12 protein-coding genes are annotated in these 18661 nt (G+C 63.5%); 6 read left to right on the top strand and 6 right to left on the bottom strand.

Annotation, left to right across the window (positions count from 1 at the left end; all coding sequences use genetic code 11):
• Window positions 1–4 precede the first annotated feature (4 nt).
• On the top strand, window positions 5–916 hold the full coding sequence (locus AC3WJR_RS07730; protein ID WP_492723641.1) for a Nif11-like leader peptide family natural product precursor: 912 nt from the start codon (window positions 5–7) through the stop codon (window positions 914–916).
• Window positions 903–2354 carry an alkaline phosphatase family protein gene (locus AC3WJR_RS07725; RefSeq protein ID WP_492723639.1) on the top strand — a complete coding sequence of 484 codons (1452 nt, stop codon included), beginning with the start codon at window positions 903–905 and terminating at the stop codon, window positions 2352–2354. The genes AC3WJR_RS07730 and AC3WJR_RS07725 overlap by 14 nt, the downstream gene beginning before the upstream one ends.
• Window positions 2355–2556: 202 nt before the next feature.
• On the opposite strand, the gene AC3WJR_RS07720 is transcribed toward AC3WJR_RS07725, so the two are convergent.
• The 3 genes from AC3WJR_RS07720 to AC3WJR_RS07710 form a co-directional block, all read right to left on the bottom strand.
• Window positions 2557–3936, bottom strand: a complete 1380-nt coding sequence (locus AC3WJR_RS07720; protein WP_492723637.1) for a family 43 glycosylhydrolase — start codon at window positions 3934–3936, stop codon at window positions 2557–2559.
• Between the two features lie 99 nt (window positions 3937–4035).
• Window positions 4036–5169 (bottom strand): acyltransferase family protein, encoded by a 1134-nt coding sequence (locus AC3WJR_RS07715; RefSeq protein WP_492723635.1) that lies wholly within the window; start codon window positions 5167–5169, stop codon window positions 4036–4038.
• Window positions 5166–7448 (bottom strand): alpha-N-acetylglucosaminidase, encoded by a 2283-nt coding sequence (locus tag AC3WJR_RS07710; RefSeq protein WP_492723633.1) that lies wholly within the window; start codon window positions 7446–7448, stop codon window positions 5166–5168. Before AC3WJR_RS07710 ends, AC3WJR_RS07715 begins: the two co-directional genes overlap by 4 nt.
• Window positions 7449–7974: 526 nt before the next feature.
• Between AC3WJR_RS07710 and AC3WJR_RS07705 the strand changes: the two genes are divergently transcribed.
• Window positions 7975–10992: a TonB-dependent receptor gene (locus AC3WJR_RS07705; RefSeq protein WP_492723631.1), complete on the top strand. Its 3018-nt coding sequence runs from the start codon at window positions 7975–7977 to the stop codon at window positions 10990–10992.
• 232 nt (window positions 10993–11224) lie between these two features.
• Here AC3WJR_RS07705 and AC3WJR_RS07700 read toward each other — a convergent pair whose 3' ends face one another.
• On the bottom strand, window positions 11225–12010 hold the full coding sequence (locus AC3WJR_RS07700) for a LytTR family DNA-binding domain-containing protein (RefSeq protein WP_492723629.1): 786 nt from the start codon (window positions 12008–12010) through the stop codon (window positions 11225–11227).
• Between the two features lie 67 nt (window positions 12011–12077).
• Between AC3WJR_RS07700 and AC3WJR_RS07695 the strand changes: the two genes are divergently transcribed.
• The 3 genes from AC3WJR_RS07695 (at window position 12078) to AC3WJR_RS07685 (ending at window position 14803) form a co-directional block, all read left to right on the top strand.
• Window positions 12078–13109: an alpha/beta hydrolase family protein gene (locus AC3WJR_RS07695; RefSeq protein WP_492723627.1), complete on the top strand. Its 1032-nt coding sequence runs from the start codon at window positions 12078–12080 to the stop codon at window positions 13107–13109.
• Between the two features lie 100 nt (window positions 13110–13209).
• A complete protein-coding gene (locus AC3WJR_RS07690; RefSeq protein WP_492724224.1) occupies window positions 13210–14340 on the top strand; it encodes a TonB-dependent siderophore receptor in 1131 nt (376 codons plus the stop codon).
• Window positions 14341–14506: 166 nt separating this feature from the next.
• On the top strand, window positions 14507–14803 hold the full coding sequence (locus tag AC3WJR_RS07685; protein WP_492723625.1) for a DUF3325 domain-containing protein: 297 nt from the start codon (window positions 14507–14509) through the stop codon (window positions 14801–14803).
• Between the two features lie 104 nt (window positions 14804–14907).
• Here the strand turns inward: AC3WJR_RS07685 and AC3WJR_RS07680 are convergent, their stop codons facing one another.
• Together AC3WJR_RS07680 and AC3WJR_RS07675 are read right to left on the bottom strand one after the other, a co-directional pair.
• Window positions 14908–16344, bottom strand: a complete 1437-nt coding sequence (locus AC3WJR_RS07680; RefSeq protein ID WP_492723622.1) for a PepSY domain-containing protein — start codon at window positions 16342–16344, stop codon at window positions 14908–14910.
• Window positions 16345–16351: 7 nt separating this feature from the next.
• Window positions 16352–18484 (bottom strand): TonB-dependent receptor, encoded by a 2133-nt coding sequence (locus AC3WJR_RS07675; protein WP_492723618.1) that lies wholly within the window; start codon window positions 18482–18484, stop codon window positions 16352–16354.
• Window positions 18485–18661: the final 177 nt, after the last annotated feature.

Below are 18661 nucleotides of genomic sequence, written 5' to 3'. Positions count from 1 at the left end.
CTGCATGGCTTTCCTGCGCGCGGTGGAGGCATCACCTGTTCTGGCGTTGAAACTGGGGGCGATAACGGCACCCCAGGAAATCGTGCATCTGGCCCGCTCGCTAGGCCACGCCTTTTCCGCCAGCGAGTTTTTCGCCGCCTGCGCCGGGATGCAACATGCCCCCACGGCATTGGGGGTCCCGATCGAACCGGGGCAGTCCGACGCTGCGGTCGATCCCGTCGAACTGCCGATGGGCGCGCTGCCGAATGGGGATGCCGTGCTCGCCGCGGTATGCGCGCTGCGGGCGGCGATGCCGCTGCCCGAGGGCGGGGGGAGTGCACCCGAGCAATGGCCCGCGGTCCGACATAAGCTGGCAGACCCGTTCTCGGACCCCGATGCCGCCGCCGGGCCAGTGCGCACTGCGTCCATCTTCGATCTGGATGCCGATCCAGGCCGACCCGGCTATGCCCGCTATTTCGAAGCGAAGCTGGAACTGCTGCAACTTTTGCGCGGCTGGCTGGGCGATACCGCTCGATTTTCCGGCAGCTTCCTCTACCCGCCGGGCGGTTGGCAGGCGTGGCATACCAACGAGAACCAGCCTGGCTGGCGCCTGTACCTGATCGATCCCGGCAGCCCCGGCGACAGCAGCGGAGAGCAGTTCTTCCGCTATCGGCGGCCCGACACCGGCGAGATCGTCACGCTGCGGGAGGATCAGCCGATCGCCCGCTTCTTCCGCATCGAAGGCGCCGGTAGCGGGGTGTTCTGGCACTGTGTTGCTAACCTAGCGCGCGCGCATCGCTGGAGCTTCGGCTTTTCCATTCCTTCGGACTGGCAACGGCAGCTCGCCGTTGCGCGTGCAGGCGTACCAACGCCGAGGCCGTTTGTCGCAAGTTTAGGTAAGTTAACCACAGGGGAGACCATCAATGACGTTGCCTAACATCACACATGTGTTCGTCCTGATGCTGGAAAATCGGTCCTTTGACCACATGCTCGGTGCGTCGGGTCTCCCAGGAATTGCGGTTCCACCCGCAGGCACCTCTAACAGTTACAAGGGCGTTAACTACCCGTTTGGCAATCAAGCCCCCGCCGTGATGGCGGTCGATCCGGGGCATGAATTTCCGGATGTTGTTGTCCAGCTCGCAGGCAATGGCGCCTCGTATCCGTCGGGAGGTCCTTATCCGGCGATCAATATGAGCGGATTTGTGGCCGATTATGCCTCGTCGCCGAGTTCGGGGGAGGGTAATGCGCCCACGGCGGATCTGGGGCAGATCATGCAGGGATTCCCGGCCAGCGCCTTGCCTGTCCTCAATACCCTCGCGGCCGAATTTGCGGTGTGCGACCATTGGTTCTCGTCGATGCCCGGGCCGACCTGGCCCAACCGCTTCTTCGTCGCCGCGGCGTCGTCGGGCGGATTGGACCACAGCCCCTCCGCTTCGGACATCATCACCTGGGAAACGGTCAGCGGATTTTCCTTCCCGAACGGAACGATCTTCGACAAGCTCGGCAGTAATCGCTGGCGCCTGTACGCCGATGGCAGCCTGACGATCTTCGGCGGATTGAAGGGCATTTTCCCGTGGAGTATCGACTGGTACGCCAATTTTGCGACCGACGTTGCGAGCAGCAGCTATCCCGGTGGCTTCACCTTCATCGAGCCGGACTATGGCAATATCGTCACTTTCCAGGGGGGCACGTCCCAGCATCCGCTGGATACCGTCTCGGGTGGGGAGCTGCTGATCAAGCAGACCTATGAGGCGATCCGCAATTCACCGCACTGGAACACCAGCCTGCTGATTGTCACGTATGACGAGCATGGCGGGTTTTTCGATCACGTGGCCCCAGGGCCAGCACCGGCACCAGACGACGGCTCGCCCAAGAAGTACAATGAATATGGCTTTGATTTCAAACAATATGGTGTGCGTGTACCAGCGGTGATCGTGTCGCCGCTTATCCCCAAGGGCACCGTCAACAGCCAAGTGTACGACCATAGCTCCGTACTCGCCACGGTAGAGCCGTTGTTCGGTATCAAGGCGCTTACCAAGCGCGACAAGACCGCAAACAACCTCCTGTCGCTGCTCTCGCTTTCCACGCCGCGTACCGATACGCCGACGGTCCTGCCCGACCCCGCACCGACGCCCAAATCCGGCCTTCGTTATGTCGCGCCGCCGCCGGCCAATTCAACAGTAGACGCGGGGAATTTGCCCGGGTTCCTGCATTCGGCCATGGTGCAGCATGCGGCGTTGCTGCCGGAAAGTCAGCGAAAGGAACTGCTGGCGCGGGTACAGGCGATCCGCACCAAGGGCGATGCCGCGCATTATTTCATGGAGGCAGAACCCAAGCTGAGGCTCGCCCGAAGCAAGGACTTCGTGCGACCTTGACCAAGAGGAACCGCCGCCGTGTAACCCACGGCGGCGGTATTTCTTTGTTCAAATACAGTACATTAGCATATTTTTTGATGACGTAATAAGAAGATGTCGTCATCATCGTCACATCCGCGCATCATTATCGCGTGCTAGGCCCGCGCAGGACTGCGCTCGACCGATCGCCATTTACACGGGGTCAGCGACGCGAGCGCGGATATCACTTGATCGTCCACTCGATCACCGCCGATTGTTTCGCGTAAAGACGCAGGTAACGCGCCTTGACGACGTGACGCATGACGATCGGCGATCCCTGTTTGGAAGCGGGTGCTACGATCGTCGTCCAACGACGTCCGTCCGTGGACGCGGCAACGCTGATATCGACCGCCCGTCCGGGAAAGAACGGCCGCACGCTGCTGCCTTGGATCTGCCGGACCCGTCCGAGATCCGCCTGCAACCACGGGGCGGAATCGTCTCCGCGTGCGATCCATGCCGTGGCGTAATTGTCGTCACCCGCCCGCTGTGGGGCGTGTTCTGCGTCTATAGCGCTCGACGCGCTTGCCCGCCACGGCAGGCCGGTTGCCCGATGCGCCGCCTGACCCGGCAAGTTAACGCCGTCATGCGTCGGGGTCACGCGCGCGATCCGGTCGCCGTCGATCGTCAGGGCGTCGACCGCAACCTGTCGCAAGACGGTCTTGTTGGCGGGGGGATAGGGCAGGCCATTCCGGTGGTAGAGGATGTACGGGCGATTTTCATAGCGGAAGATGGCGTGGTGCCCGGGACTGATGATCTGCCGGTCGGCGTGTGTTTCAAGGATCGGACTGTTCGGCGCTTCGGTGAACGGTCCCATCGGCGACTTTCCCACCGCGTATCGCACCTGATAGGTGTCGCGCGTGGTGTTGCCCCAACTGTAGGTCAGCAGATACGACCCTCCCGATTTGACGAGGAATGGCGCCTCAAAATAATGCGCGGGCGTGCAATCCTTCGGCGCACCGTCGAGCTTGGTCATCGTCTTATCGAGGCGCGCGACGAAGCACCGCCCGTTGACCCAGTTCAGCCCCGATCCCCAGAACAGGTAAGCCTGGCCGTCGTCGTCGATGAACGCCTCGGCGTCGATCATATGGTAGCCGGGGCGGAAGTCCCCGGGGATCAGCGGTTTGCCGCCGTTCGCGTCCGCCCACGGACCCGCCGGGGAGGGGGCGCTTCCGACCCAGATCTCGCTGCCGACCGAGACGTACATGTACCAGCGCCCATTCGCCGCCTTGACGACCGATGGCGCCCAGACCTTGGCATCCCCGGACGTCTTGCTGGTGGCGGCGGCCTTGGTCGGCCAGGCGGGCGTCGAGAATGTCCAGTTGCGGAAGTCGTCCGATGTCCACAGCCCGAGGCGGTCGTCGCCCCACGGATCGATCGTCGCGAAAATGTACCAGCGGCCCTTGTCCCGGACGATCGACGGATCGGCGAAATAGCCGGGCAGCAGCGGATTGCGCGCACCGGGCGCATCCCAGCGGGACGGTGCCGGGGGTTTTGCCGCCGAGGCCGATACCAGCGCCGCGATCGAAAGCGCAGCGATCGAAGATGCAATGGCTATTCTACGCATTGGTCGGGCCACTTCCGGTCAACCGGATGCCTGGAGACGGTAGCGCCGGCCCAATCGCTTGCTTGCAACTTGCTACCATGACGCATCTCCCTCTTATCATTATGCCTTCAGGACGAGGCCCTTGCGATCCATCCACCAGCCAACCGCCCAGCACAGCATGGTGTAGGCGAACGCGCAGAGCAGCGATCCCAACGCACCCGGCGCGACCCGCTGTAGGACTTCGATCCCGACCCATCCGTACAGGCCGTGGTCTCCACCTGCGGGTATCAGGTTGATCGCAGTTATGAACAGTTCGGAAAAGAGGTAGATTGCCAATGGATTGCGCCCCAGAATGAGGAAAAAGCGCGTACCCCGACGAATACCGGCGATCTCGACCAGCGCGATGACGCCGGCGAGCGCGATGCAATCGATCCCCGTTGTCACCAAGACATACGAGCCGGTCCAGAGCTTCTTTGCGATCGGGAACCACGGCGACCACGCAAGCCCGGCAACAATCAGCGCAGCACCGATGACCGTCATCAGCCGCACCGTCCGGGACAGAACGGCCTCGCGCTGCACGGCGCGCCCGGCCAGATAGCCCGCCAGCACGTTGACGATCGCCGGGAGCGTGCCGAGCAATCCCTCCGGATCGAAGCCACCATCCTTTTTGTAAAGATGTCCCGGCCCGAGCAGCCACAGATCGAGTTGCGTGCCGATCGTACCGAACTTGTCATAGGCCATGCCGGGTGCGGACAGGAGCAACAGCATCGCCCAATAACCCAGCAGCAGTCCAGCGCACGCCATCAGGATCTGCCGTACGCTCAGCCAGCGCACGAGAAGGCCCGCCGCGACATAGCATAAGGCGATCCGTTGCAGCACGCCCGGGACGCGCGTCAGGGCAAACGGGATCGGGGCCCATCCGTCATCGCCTTCCGCTACGAAAGGAAACCAGTACATTAGGAAGCCGAGCACGAAGATGATGCTGCCCCGCCGCAGCAAGCGCGCGAGATAGGCGCGCGCGGGCAGCGGATTGCGCATCGCGAAGCTCATTGCATTGCCCATGGCGAACAGGAAGCTGGGGAAGATCGCATCGGCGAGCGTGAAACCGATCCACTTGGCATGTACCAACTGCGTAAAAGCAGGCGCGCCGGGCCCGGCGGTATTCACCAGGATCATCAGGAAGACGGTGATCCCGCGGAACACATCCAGCGCGGTAAAGCGGCGGGGGCGGGGGGTATCGATCGTGCTGGTCATGTCCGGTCTGCTTCCGCCAGCAGCGCGCGGACCGCGACGAGCGGTGCGGCTGGCCGCTGACGCGGCCAGGTGCGGCCGTCCTTGAGCCACGACTGCTCCCACGCCTTGATCGCTGCCAGCGTCGCCGCCTGGTCGAGCGGGGTATGGGCTTGCGCTGCCTTGCGCTGGGCCGCGAGAAAGATCTGCCAGCGCGGCAGGTAATAGCCGGCATACAGGCCTTGCCACGCCCGCGAGCCATAATCGGACAAATTGCCCTCGCCGCCCCAGACGGTCACGATCGCCTTGGCCTGCTGCTCAAAATCGGCTTTCTCGGAAGGCGTGTCGCCATAGGCGCGGGCATCGGCGATCCAGCTGCCGAGCGTTTCCTGCTGGTTGCCGATCAGCGCATCGATCCCTTGAGCGAGCCGGGCGGCGGCTGCGGCGTCCGCGTCGCCTTTCGCCACGTCGCCGGCGGCATAGGCCGCAACCGCTGCGCGCAGTCGCACGTCGAGCCGGAGGCTGGCATAATGGCGCGTAAAGTCGATCACGTCATAAAGCAGCAGCGGCGCAGGCTGACGGGGTGCGTTGGCGAGCAAGCCGGCGATCCCCGCGCGCAAAGCCGGGGCATCACCCGGCGCGGCCGGATAGTCGGCACCCGACAGCGTGGGGCGCTTGAAGAAGAGATACGCGCCCGCCTTGGTCTCCCACCAGCGCGGCGTCCAATAGCGGGTGGTGTATGCCCCCGCGATCACCTTCTCCCATGCTGTTACGATCCCGGTGGGCGCCGCACCGTATCGCGCCCGGGTATATTCGGCGATCCAATCGGCAACCGGACGGCGCGGTTGCTCCCCCCATGCGAGATCATAGGCGTAGGTATAGGCCACGGAGTTGCTGTGCAGCCCCTCGGGGAACAGTCCGAAGCCCGTCAGATTGCCGCGTCCCGCGCTTTGCGCCAACGCCGCAAGATCGTCTCGGTAAAAACCGAGATCGCCATAGACGGGATTGCTGCCACCGTAATTGTGGACATAGCCATATACCCAGTTCTTGCCGTTGAACGCTTCGGTCGACTTCCAGATACCGGGATAGCGATCGTTGCCGATGTCGAGCACGAGCATGCGTTCGTTCGGGACACGGCTGAGGAACGCGCGGATCGCCTCGGGCGTCCAGAAGGTCTTGTCGGCGCCGAACAACCAACCTTGCATGACCCAGGTCGCGTTCGGGGCGGCGGCGGTCACCGACTGGAACAGCTTCTCTCCATAAGCCGCAAGCCGCGCGTCGCGCACCGTGGCGGGCAGGGCGGCGGCGCGGGTCGCGGCGGAATTGGCGATGCTGTCGCCATATTGTGCCGAACGGGCGTCGCTGCCGTCCTCGGCGATCGGTGGCACCATTTCGTTGAAGGCATCGGCGAGGTAATAGTCGCCGGAGCCGTACGCCCGCGTATAGAGTTGCGTGAAGCGCTTCGCGAGGGTCGCGAACAGCGGATCGGACGGGTCGAGCCAATAGGTTGGGGCGAACCCTTCCCACGCCCGCATCCGGTAGATGCGCGCCTGCGGATGACGGTCGGCGAATGCCTTCGGGACATAGCCGGAAAAAGCCGGAAGGATCGGCTTCATCCCCAAGGCGTGCATCCGCGCCAGAATCTGCCGCTGCAACTGATGCTTCTTTTCGATCCAGCCGGCGGACAAAGGCGCGCGATAGCCCGCGATGTTGCCCATCCGCTGCCACGGCAGGAACGGCGCGGCGGACAGTCCGGCGGCAATGGTCGCGTCGTCGAGTCCCTGATCGCGCCACAGCGCGCACCAGAGATAGTCCTGGCCCTCCATCGCGAGCGGCGTGTCGATGCCGCGCGCCGCCATCCAGTCGATCTCGCTGCTCCAGCGATCCCAATTCCACCACGGCGTGGTGTAGCCGAAGGTGCACGTGTTGAGATACGTCCGCAGCGTAAACGCCGATTCCACCGGGCCAGTATCGTCGTTCGGCATCGTGCCGATCGGCGCGACCCGGCGCCCCTCCCAACTGAGCGACAAGCGGCCTTGCCGCTGCAAATATTGCGTCGCGCCGTGTACCAGCGCGACGGACGAGGATCCCTCCACCAGCATGTGACCCCCGCGCGCGACGCGCACACGGTAATAGGGTTTGGCCGCGGGTTTGACCGCCAGCGTCACCCGTGCGGCGGGGATGCCGAGCCGCCCGAGCGCATCACGTGCCGCGATCGTATCGCGGGTCTGCGCCGGAGCGGCATCGGCCATCACCAGCAGGACAAGGCTCGTCAGAAGCGGGAGATACAAAGATCTCTTCATCGAGGTGTAATCACTGCTCTTGAGGACCGTTGGGCCTGAATCGGGGGGTGGCGGACAAACAGTACGTCCGCCCCGTGCAGCTGGCCAGTTGTGAGATGGCTGCCGTGGTTTTCCAAACCTCAGAGTGACTGACCTTCTGCCGATGGCCAACGCGCGCCCGGCGGGCAATCGGTTGCCGGTGCTGTAGCCGTCGGACGCCACCTGATCGCGAGCTACGCGCCGCCGGAGTCGACGACTACGATCGAGGATCATTGTGCTGTTCGTCCGGTACCAATCGTTTCATTCCCACACCGTAAATGATCGCGCAAGGCTGGTCCCTTGGCGCGGTTTCTTCAAACTTCGTAGCAGCTACTGTCTGCCGACAAAATGGCCAAATCACCAATTTGACTGACCAATCCATGATGTATGGTTGACATGTTGGTAAGATATGTGAAATCCCCTTATTTAAGAACAAGGCCGGATCGGTCCGTCTCGGGAGGGATATTTCTCCCCGTGATCGGTCTGGCCGCAACAAGGGGGGATTATCATGATGGGCGTATCCAACGTGTCGAGCCGTATGCGCATTACGGCGTTGCTGGGGGCGACAATGCTGGCCGGTGTTCCGGCCTTTGCCCAGACCGCGCCCACGCCGGCACCGTCGCAGCAGGACACGCCGACCCCAACCGTCGCGACGCCCGCCAATCCCGACCAGTCGACCGCGGCAGAGCCCGGCGTGCCGCAGGATACCGCGTCGGCTACCGATGGCGACATCGTCGTAACCGGCTTCCGGCAAAGCTACGCCAACGCGATCGCGTCGAAGCGATCGCAGGTCGGGATTACCGACGGCATCTCCTCCGATGGACTGGGCCGCTTCCCCGACCTGAACGTGGGTGAGGCGCTGCAGCGTGTTCCCGGCGTCCAGATCAATCGCGAGGCGGAAGGGCGGAACGCAACGATCAACCTGCGCGGCTTGCCGGGCGAATATGCGCGGCTGACCGTCAACGGCGTTGCCTTCGCAGAGCCGATCCTGAGCGATGCCGCCCCGCTTGGCGCGTTCAACTCGGATATCTTCAGCGGCATCGTCATCGACAAGAGCCCGCTCGCCAATGCCCAGTCGGGTGGCCTGAGCGGCAACGTCGATCTCCAGATCGCGCCCGCGCTGGGCCGCAAGGACGGCGGATCGCTCAAGTTCGCCTATGAGTATAACGAGCTGGGCAACAAGAAGTCGCCCGCCGCCACGGCAAGCTACAATCATCACTTTAGCGACGACTTCGCCATGTTCGGTGTGTTCGCGTACAAGCGGGAAAACTTCCGCCGCGATTCGCTGCTGTTCAACAGTTATCTGACCGCGACGCCCGCACAGGCGCAGGCCAATGCCGCGACCCTTGGTGCCTACTACCCGACTTCTGCGGCCTGTCCGTCGTGCACGGGGGCGACCTCCACCGCTGGCGTGCTCTACAATTCGCAGCTCCGCCAGTATAGCCGCCTGAACGAAGGTAACTTGTACAGCGGCGCTGCCGGCGCGGAGTATCGCCTGTCGGACAAGGCGAAGATCGGTGTCACCGGCTTCTACACTGATCGCAACTTGCCCAAGACGCGGCAATATCTGCTCATCACGTCGCAGACCGCCGCCAGCGCGATCAAGGCGCTCAGCGCGCCGGTGTTGCAAGGGGACGGTCGCTACGTCCTGAACGACTATGATTATTCCAATGCCGACGTGGTGTCGTCCTCGCGCGACAATGCGCAGCATCAGAAGGCGTGGGGCGTCAACGCGAACGGCGAATGGAAAAACGACGACTGGCGGCTGAACGCGGTTGGCACGTTCTCCAAGGCGTCCAACAACTCGGTCGAAATCGGCCTGGATGCGGAAACGCTGCAGACCGCTGCGGGCAACGGTGTCAACGGCACGCTGCATACCGGCGCGGGCAATCTGGACGATTTCTCCTTCGCGCTTGCTCCCACCCCGGCGGTCAGCTTCTCCGGCATACCGAACGGCACTTGGGGCGGCGTGTCTCAAGGCCTGCCACAAGCCTATCTGGACGGGGCGACGCTGGCGACCAGCACCAACCGGTTCAACTTCCAGGGGTCGCAATCCTACGCCTTCAACGACCTCTTCGCCGGCCAGTTCGACGTCGAGCGCAAGTTGGGGGGCTTGATTACCGGTCTCCAGGTCGGTGCCCGCTTCGAGCATAACAAGTTCACGTCGCGCGGTTATCGCATCATGGCCTTTGGCCTGCCGGTGCAGAACATCACGAGCGCGATGCTGACCCAGAATCCGGTCGCGGGCGATTTCTTCAGTGGCAACGGCGGCAGCCCGACGCAGAACTGGCAGTCCATCGACCTCGATGCGATCCTGCCCGCCTTGCGGCCGGTGCAGACCTATCCGGGGGGAGGATTGTCGCCGACGGGCTACAACATCTTCTATTCCGACAACAGTTATCAGCTGTACAACTTCACCAACCAGAACAACCTGGCGATTGGCTACGGACAGGTGAAGTATGAGTTCCAACTGGGCGGCGTCACCATCCGGGGCAACGGTGGCCTGCGCTTCGAGCATACTGACAACAAGATCGAGACGCTGAACCGCGTGACACTGACCGGCGTGATCGGCACGCCAAGCGATTTCCGGACGCTCATCAACGAGAACAAGTACGACAAATGGCTGCCGTCGTTCATCGCGGTCGCCGACATCACCGACAAGCTGATCGTTCGCGGTGCATTCTACCGGACGTATGTCCGGCCGCAGCCGCGCCAATTCTATCCGACCACGGTGGTCAGCGCGCCGAACAACGGCGTCTATACGCTGACGTTGGGCAATTCCAGTTTGAAGCCGTATGATTCGACGTCGTTCGATATCTCCGCCGAATGGTACAACCGTCCGAACAGCCTGGTATCGATTGCGGCGTTTCAGAAGCGGATCACGGGTCTGATCGCGACAATCACCGATCCGCGACAGCTTTGCCCGTCGGACGGCTCGCCATACGGCCTGGGTACGTTGACGATCAACGGGGATCGTTGCGAAAGCAGCCTGACCTTTACCGCCGGCGGCGTCACTCAGCCTTACCTCGTTGCGGCATCCGGCTTCGTCAATCGCGACAATCCGATCACCGTTCGCGGCGTCGAGGCGAACGTGCAGCAATCGTTCGACTTCCTGCCGGGCATCCTGCGCAATCTGGGCGGCGGCGCGAACTATGCCTACACCACGATCAGCGGCACCACGAATTCGGGCGCCGACGCGACGCTGCCCGGCGTATCCAAGCACAACGTCAACGTCATCGGCTATTACGAGACGCCCCGCTTCGGTGTCCGCACCGTCTACAACTGGCGCAGCAGCTACGATCTGGCGTCGGCGGGTACCTTTACCGGTGCCGCACGGAAGGTGCGCTCACGCGGTCAGGTCGACATGTCGGCGTCCTACAACCTGACGGACCGGTTTTCGCTGTCGGTCGACGCGTTCAACCTGACCAACGCCAACCGCTACGAATATGAGAACCAGCAGAGCCTGCCGCGCCGGTTCGACTATGACGGGCGGACCTACACCGCAACGGTGCGCGCCACCTTCTGATCTTGAGGAGGACCGGGCGCTTCCGGCTTTCGCGCTAGCCTCTACCCTGTTGCCGGTCGGTCCGAGAGGTCCGGCCGGCCTTTTTGGGTAACGAAAGCATCACCGCGGGCTATGATGCTAAAGGGCGGTATCGCACGATGTGATCCGCCAGCCGGGCGCAATGCTTTCGCGCAATTGTCGATAAGTGCATCGCTTCTGCGCTTGTATCGGCAGACCGAACTCGGCGAAATTGTTATCGTCCCAGTGTATCTTTGATCCACCCGGCCGTCCGCAGGTGGGTGACAGCGGATCGGGCAACGGGTGCGACGACGCCATTGGTCAACCGCAACCGCAAGGATCGAGCATTCCCTTCGACGGCCGTGACGGCATGGGTCGCCACCCACCAAGAGCGGTGTGTGCGCAGCCCCTCTGCCTTTACCGCTTCGATCGCGCGGTTGAGCGGCATGAGGATCAACTCGGAGCCACCGGGGCGATGCACGCGAACGTAGTGGTCCTCCATTTGCAATGCCAGAACCTCTCCCCCCAATGGCGTTGCCACTGGATTCAGCAAGAGCGGCATCCCAGCAGCAGTATGCGACATCGCAGCAGAACGATGCAGGACAAAGCCGACAGCCGCCATCACGATCACGCCGATTGTTGCCGTCTGCGCGAACCACAACGGGAACGACAGGTTGAGCCGCGCCAGCTCGGGCCACAGCCGGAACGCGGCCATGCGCGTTGCCAACGCTTCGGGAATGCTGGCGAGCAACGCCGCCCCGACCAGCGCAAGCCACCATCTTCGCGAACCGACCACGGTCGAAACCCCGACGATCCCATATGCCGCACCGTAGAGGGCGAGCCCGAGCAACATCGCACCGACCCAATAGGCGAGCAGCCGAATGGGGCCCCCGTTCATGTAGCTGCCGAACGGTCCAAGGATCGCCAGGAGGGCACCGACGACAATCGCCAGACTGACCCAGCGCACCACGGGGATCGCCACGCGGTTGCGGGCAGAAACAAGGTTGGGCGGATGGGGCATGCCATCTTCTACCGCGATTACGGGTGCGGACGAAACCCGATTGCCGACTGGCGTACCCATTCGCCCATTGGCGAATAGCGGGCTTCCGCGAAGCGCGTTTGCCGGGTCATCCAGATGCTTCACCCGGGAGTCCCTTATGTCGTTGCGCCTCACTATCGCTGCCCTGTTCCTTGCCGCTGTCGCCCCTGCGGTCGAAGCCCAATCCGTAGCGGCCGGGTTTCAGCATCGTGTGACGCCAGATGGTATCGAGGTGGGCGTCTGGTATCCGACGTCGGGGATACCGGTTCGCCAGCGACTCGGGCTCTATACGCAGGACGTGGTGCCCGACGCTCGCCTGCCGAAGGGCAGGCATCCGTTGGTCGTCATCTCGCACGGCACCGGGGGGGATTTCGCCGGTCACGTCGATACGACCGTCGCGCTTGCGCGGGCCGGCTTCATCGTCGCCGCGCTCACTCACCCGGGGGATAACTGGCGCGACAACAGCCGAGCCACCCGGATCGAGGGTCGCCCGCCCGCACTGAGTGCGACCATCTCGTACATGTTGAAGGCCTGGCCGGGCCACGCCGCCATCGACCCCAATCGCGTTGGCGCCTTCGGTTTCTCTGCAGGTGGCTTCACGGTTCTCGCGGCGGCGGGGGGAAGGCCCGACATGACGCGCTTTGCCGATCATTGCGCGCAGCATCCCGTCTTCTTCGTATGCACGCTCCTGAAGGCGCAACCCCGAACGCTGACGCGTGTCTGGCCGTCGATGACTGACCCGCGGATCAAGGCAATTGTCGTCGCTGCCCCCGCGATCGGTTTCACCTTCGATCGTGCTGGATTAAGGGGCGTGCGTGTCCCCGTGCAGCTCTGGCGCGCGGACGACGACGGGATCCTCCCTGCGCCGTTCTACGCTGATGCGGTTCGTGCAGCGCTGCCGAAGACGCCGGAGTTCCATTCCGTGCCGGGCGCAGGGCACTTCGACTTTCTGACCCCATGCGCCGATCCGGCGACCATGCCCCAGCTATGCGCCAGCGCACCGGGCTTCGACCGAACTGCCTTTCATGCCGACTTCAATGCAGACGTCGTGCGGTTTTTCGTAGAAAAGTTGCGCCGTTGATCGTGACGGTTGTGCCTGATGGCACGCTATTGCAGGGCCATTCGGCCTGTTATGCCAATACCGGATCAAGCCACGTTGAGGAACCGGTCGGGAGCAGACGCTGATCCTCGGCGCCGACTATCAGGCGAGCTCAGGGACATCCTATTTCACGCGGCTGTCGAATTACGCGCGGATCGACGTCTTTAATCCGGTGTCACCGGCTGAGCCGCCGCTCGACCCTTATGGACCGCTCCCGGCCTATCCGGTTCAGGGAACCGTCGGCCAATGCGCACCGGTGCAGACACCCGCGCAGTGCGTCACCCAGGTCTATGGCGGGACCGTCACCAACCTCGAACAATATGGGCTCTACGGGCAGATGCGGTTGAGCCCGGTTCAAGGCGTGACATTGATCGGTGGCGGCCGCCTGACATGGTTCGATACCGACAGCCAGACGCTGCTCCCGACGCGGGGTCTGCGGACGGGGTATACGATCGAAAACCGGTTCACCCCGTATGCCGGGGTCGTGTGGGACCTGACCAGGCAGCTCAACCTGTACGCCAGCTACGCCGACAGCTTTACACCGCAGGCGCAACCGGTCGGACGGCAACGCGGCGACGGGGGCGGCATCGAGCCGATGATTGGCGCGCAATATGAGGCCGGCAGCAAGCTGTCGCTGATGAACAACCGGTTGTTGCTGTCCGCAGCGGCGTATCAGATTTCCCAGAAGAACCGGCTGTTCAACGATCCGGTCGATACCACGCTCTATTATCAGCTCGGCAAGGTGCGGTCGCGCGGGATTGAGGTGAAGGCAAGCGGGGAAATCCTGCCGGGTTGGCGGATCAACGGTGGCTACAGCTACACCCGCACCAAATTGCTGGAGGACATCAACCCGGCGCTGGAGGGCAGTTCGATTGTCCCGGTTATTCCCAAGCATATGGGCAAGGTCTTCACCAACTACGCGCCGACCAGTGGGCGGTTCGCCGGGGCAAGCTTCGGCGCAACCGTAGGCGGTACGCCGTCATCGGTCGCGGCGAACGGGACGCGTACGGTATCGACGCTGGTTCGACAGGGCAGCTATGCCGTCCTGGACATCCGCGCTGGGTATAGCCTGACGCCACGGCTCGGGGTCTCGGTCAACCTTAATAACGTGCTTGATCGCACCTACTATGCCCGCATCTTCTCGACCGTGCGGGGCAATTACTACGGCTCTCCGCGGACGGTGTTCGCGACCTTGCGGTACACGATTCAATGAGCAGCGCAGGGGGGCATTCCCACGCGCAGGCGCGCTGGGCGCGGCGCGCCGATATTGCGCTGCGCGTTCTCGCTGCGGTGCCGCTCGGTTACGCTGCTTCTTCCGTCGCGCGTCCGGGACGACGTGCCCCTTCGGTAAGGTCTGTTGATACAGAAAGGCCTACGCTATGAGCTGCGCCACAGTCCTTCTTTGCATCTGTGGCTTCCTGTTCTTCGGCCTTGCTACGGAGGCTCATCATCGGCGTCGATGCAGCGGCGTGTTGTCAGCGCGACGGTGTACGGCCATGCGGGTCGCGGGCTGGAGTTCGCTTGTTGCGGCATTGCTGGCGGCGGTCATCGTTGGTGGCTGGGACTTCGGTCCGGTGCGTTGGATGGGCGCAGTCATGCTCGGTGCCGGTGCCGCGTTTCTGTTACTGAACTTTGCCTCTGCGTGGATGCAGCAGTCATTCTTCGTCAGACGGTAAATGCGCGAGCTACGACTTGATGCACCGTCAATGAGGTCAAAAAAATCGCGGTTCCGATTGGCCAGCCGAACAGGACGAACATCGGGGCGTAGGCCATCGCCTCGTCATCGCGCGAGCCGTTTCCATCCAAGCCATATGCCGCTTATCGACGTCACCAGGCCCGCGATGGAGAACAGCCAGATCAGCCCATCCCAGGCCGGTCGGTGCAGCGTTAGCGAGTTCAGATCCCATTTGTGGAGGAGGTCGAATGCCCAACGGTACGCCCGCTGGCGCGCATCGACGGTCTTGAGTATTTGCCCGGTGGCAGGATCGACATAGCACCAGGTTTGCGCCGGATCAGCGAAACGTAGCCGCAATACTGGCAGCCGCGGCAGCTCCGCGACGGCATACCAATATGCATCGGGCAGGGTCAGGCGATCGACCGAGAGGAGCGGCGCGAAGCTCTCCATTTGGCGTGCGGCCGTCACGATGGCTGTCTCTGCAGCGCGGGAAGGTGCGAGTGTTGCCGCATGCAAAACTACTCTCCGCCCGTCATGATAGGACAACACGATGAGCGGGGTTCTGGCATGGTCAGTCAGCTCTGCTTCAACCGCACCTGCGCCAGCGACGCGGAGCTGGTCGAATGCCATGTCCGGCATCTGATCGGAAGCCTGATAGATCCGCATCGCCGCCTCGTCCGGCTTCGTTCCGCGAAACAGATGGCCGGGATCGACCGACAGCCAGCCGCTGGAGACCCAGGCGATCAGGAAAACACCACCCACCAGCCCGGCAACATGATGCCAAAGCATCCAGCCGTTGTAAGGCGTCATCCGTCCGCCTTTGAAGCGGCGTACGCCGATGCGGGTCCGCAGGATGCCGATCCACATCCCCGCGACCGCCGCGGCGATGCAGGGACCAGACACCCACAGCACGACCTGACGCCAGGCCGTTTGATCCTGTCGTAGCACCGTCGGATAAAGCCAGTGCGGCACCGAACCGAGCCAGTTCCAGAACCGCTCGCGACGCGTGGTGACTTGAACGACGGCACCCGTCGTCGAGGACACATAGGCCTCCGTGCCGGACGCGTCGGCAAGCGCAACCTTCCAAAGGGGACGGTGCCGATCAAAACCGCCAGCGACCGTCCACTGATCGCGGGTCAGCCGTTCTACGTGCTGCGTCGGTGCGTTTCCAAAACGACCGGCGATCCGACCGGCGTAAAGAGCATCGACCGGTCGCAGGACAGTACCGCGACTGGCCGAGACCGTCGTGTGCGTTCCGTTCCATCCGGTCACGCGCCAGACAGGCGTGCCGTCGCGCATTTCGAGCAACAGCGCCTGCGGCAGCCGTCCGCCGTCTAGGGGGGGCGGCACGTCCACCGCTGCCCAGTCGATCGCCTCGCCCCCAGCCAGCGTCTCGGCTGACGAGAGGGAGGGATAGGGCACGTAGAGCATCACCAGCCCGGACAGGAACCACATGGCGAAGAGCAGGCAGCTGGCGATACCGATCCAGCGATGAACGAGGTACAGCCAACGCCGGGCAGTCTTGCCAAGCGTCGGCTGCATGAGGGCGTTAAAAGCTGGCACGAAGCGACACGTCGATTGAGCGGGGACGACCAAGAACCCACTGCTGATTGTTGTACGTGCTGAGCGCGTAGGCCCGGTCGAACAGGTTGTAGGCGTGGATATCGACCGCGAGGCGTGGCGTCACCGCATAGGAAAGCGTGGCATCGACCGTGGTGTAGCTGGGGACGCGGAAGCTGTTGGCGTTGTCCGAATAGCGTCGTCCAACGTAGCGCAGCCCGGCGCGTGCCTGGAGCGCGTGCGTCGTGTTCCAGCGCAGCCAGAGATTGGCGAGAGTCTCGGGCACGTCCGGCGGGGTATTGCCGTTGAAGCTCGAACCGCCGGAGACGAAGTCGTCGAACGTCGCGTCGAGCACGCTGCCGTTCGCATCGATCCCGATACCATAAGGCAGATCGAGCGATACCGCGGCCTCGATGCCCTTGGCCGATCGTTGGCCTACCTGCTCGACCGGGCTTGTCGGGGTCAGTTGCGCCAGCAGGCGTTTCTTGACGATGCGATAGGCTGCGAGGGTGGCGGTGCCGCGACCATCAAGGAACACCGCCTTGCCGCCGACTTCAACCTGATCGCCCACCGCGTTGCTGAACTGCACCTGCCCGGTCGAATAGGTGGTAAGCGTCCCCAGCGGGTCCACGCCGGTAGCATATTGCGCATAAAGCGAAACCGTCGGGATCGGCTGATAGACGCTCCCGACCCGCCAGGTCACATTGTGCAGCCGCTTGTCGAGCGCGAACGTCTCGGTGCTTGCGCCGCCTGGATAGTCGATCGACCAGCGGCGGATCTTGTCGCGCTCGTAGCGCACGCCACCGACGATCGAGACGTGCGTGCCGAGCTTCAGCCGGTCCTCGGCGAAGACCGCATATTCGTTGGTGCGCGTACGATAGCGCGGTGCGATCCCCTGCGTATCGACGATCAGACCGGGATTGAACGCGAAGGGATCGACCTCCGAAGCCTGGGGATCAGACCCGAAATTGTGGGAGTAGGTGAGTTTGATGAGGTTGACGTCAAAGCCCACGACAAAGTCGTTGCGGACGCCATCGGCGACGTCCGTCCTGAGCGTCACGCTGCCCTGATCGCCCCACTGCGTCTGGTCGTGGACGATCCCGGTCATGTCGGTGCGGAGGATGCGGCCGGGTGTGCCGGCGTTGCCACTGCCGTTGGAACAGACGCCTTCTGCGGCGATCCAGCAATAGCTTTCGAGATTGAGCCACGACCGTTTGGAGGTCAGGCGATAGGCCTGGTTGCTGACGCTGACCGCATCGCTTGGCGTCCAGTCGACCTGCAGGCTGGTGCGGTTGTCGCGGTAGCGAATATAGCCGTCGCGCGTGTTGTAGTTTCGCTCCCGGATGCGGTCGTCGAGCCGTCCGTCGATCAGCGGCGTACCGAAATAGCGCATCGGCTTCTGGTCGCCATAATCGTCTCGCGCGGTGACGACGAGCGTGTCGGTCGGTGCCCAGCGCAGCGTCCCCGACACGGCATGGCTGCGCGACTGGCCACGATCGACATAGCCGTCGGAGCGGCGGTAGCTGCCGTCGATACGATAGGACAGGCGCTCGGTGATCGGCCCCCCTGCATCGGCCGCCACATGGAAGCTGTTCTGCGAGCCATAGCCGATCTCGCCTTCCATTTGCGTACGCTGCGTATCGGGTTTGCGCATCAGGACATTCACCGCGCCGCCAAGCGCGCCCTGGCCGTAGAGCACCGAGGCCGGACCACTCAGGATGTCGATCCGTTCGACCATCCACGGATCGGTCGGAAAGGTGATCGTGCCCGCAGCCGGGAACAGCCGTACGCCGTCGATCAGTTGGAGCACGGATCCCTGACCGCTAAAGCCCCGCGCGGCGAGCGCGGTGCCGCCATTGCCGGGATTGCCAGCGTTGCTGATGCCCGGTGCGCGGCTCGTCGCGTCGATCACCGACATGTCGCCGCGCGCGCGGATCGTGGCGCCATCGATGACCGAGATCGTCGCGGGGGTCTCGAGCGGCGTGAGGCGCAGGCGGCTGCCGGTCTGATTTGGCGTGGTTAGCGTGACTTGGGCATGCTGGCCGACAACCAGGATGTCCTCGGCGTCGGAAGCAGGCGCGGACTGGGCCGTGAGCGGTGCTGCGAGAACAGGCGATAGCAAAGCGCCCGCGAACGCGAGGCGAGAAGACAGGAACGGCAATATGGTAACCCCCGGGCGTCGAGCGAACCCGGCAGGGACCTCCCGCGAACGGCCGACATCCGCGCCAGCCGGACGCCATCGCGACCGGCACGCATGCCCGTGCGGTCCCCACCGCACACGTCGTCGCTCGACGGAGTA

The sequence above is a fragment of the Sphingomonas sp. FW306-05-A genome (assembly GCF_058782275.1).
The sequence above is the reverse complement of the archived record's forward strand: the minus strand, read 5'-3'. Positions and strand labels throughout refer to the sequence as shown.

Excerpts from the sequence above, each read along its gene's own strand:
- AC3WJR_RS07710 (WP_492723633.1), bottom strand. The coding sequence starts at position 7,448 with ATGAAGAGATCTTTGTATCTCCCGCTTCTGACGAGCCTTGTCCTGCTG.
- AC3WJR_RS07730 (WP_492723641.1), top strand. The coding sequence starts at position 5 with ATGGCTTTCCTGCGCGCGGTGGAGGCATCACCTGTTCTGGCGTTGAAA.
- AC3WJR_RS07680 (WP_492723622.1), bottom strand. The coding sequence starts at position 16,344 with ATGCAGCCGACGCTTGGCAAGACTGCCCGGCGTTGGCTGTACCTCGTT.
- AC3WJR_RS07700 (WP_492723629.1), bottom strand. The coding sequence starts at position 12,010 with ATGCCCCATCCGCCCAACCTTGTTTCTGCCCGCAACCGCGTGGCGATC.
- AC3WJR_RS07715 (WP_492723635.1), bottom strand. The coding sequence starts at position 5,169 with ATGACCAGCACGATCGATACCCCCCGCCCCCGCCGCTTTACCGCGCTG.
- AC3WJR_RS07685 (WP_492723625.1), top strand. The coding sequence starts at position 14,507 with ATGAGCTGCGCCACAGTCCTTCTTTGCATCTGTGGCTTCCTGTTCTTC.
- AC3WJR_RS07705 (WP_492723631.1), top strand. The coding sequence starts at position 7,975 with ATGATGGGCGTATCCAACGTGTCGAGCCGTATGCGCATTACGGCGTTG.
- AC3WJR_RS07725 (WP_492723639.1), top strand. The coding sequence starts at position 903 with ATGACGTTGCCTAACATCACACATGTGTTCGTCCTGATGCTGGAAAAT.
- AC3WJR_RS07720 (WP_492723637.1), bottom strand. The coding sequence starts at position 3,936 with ATGCGTAGAATAGCCATTGCATCTTCGATCGCTGCGCTTTCGATCGCG.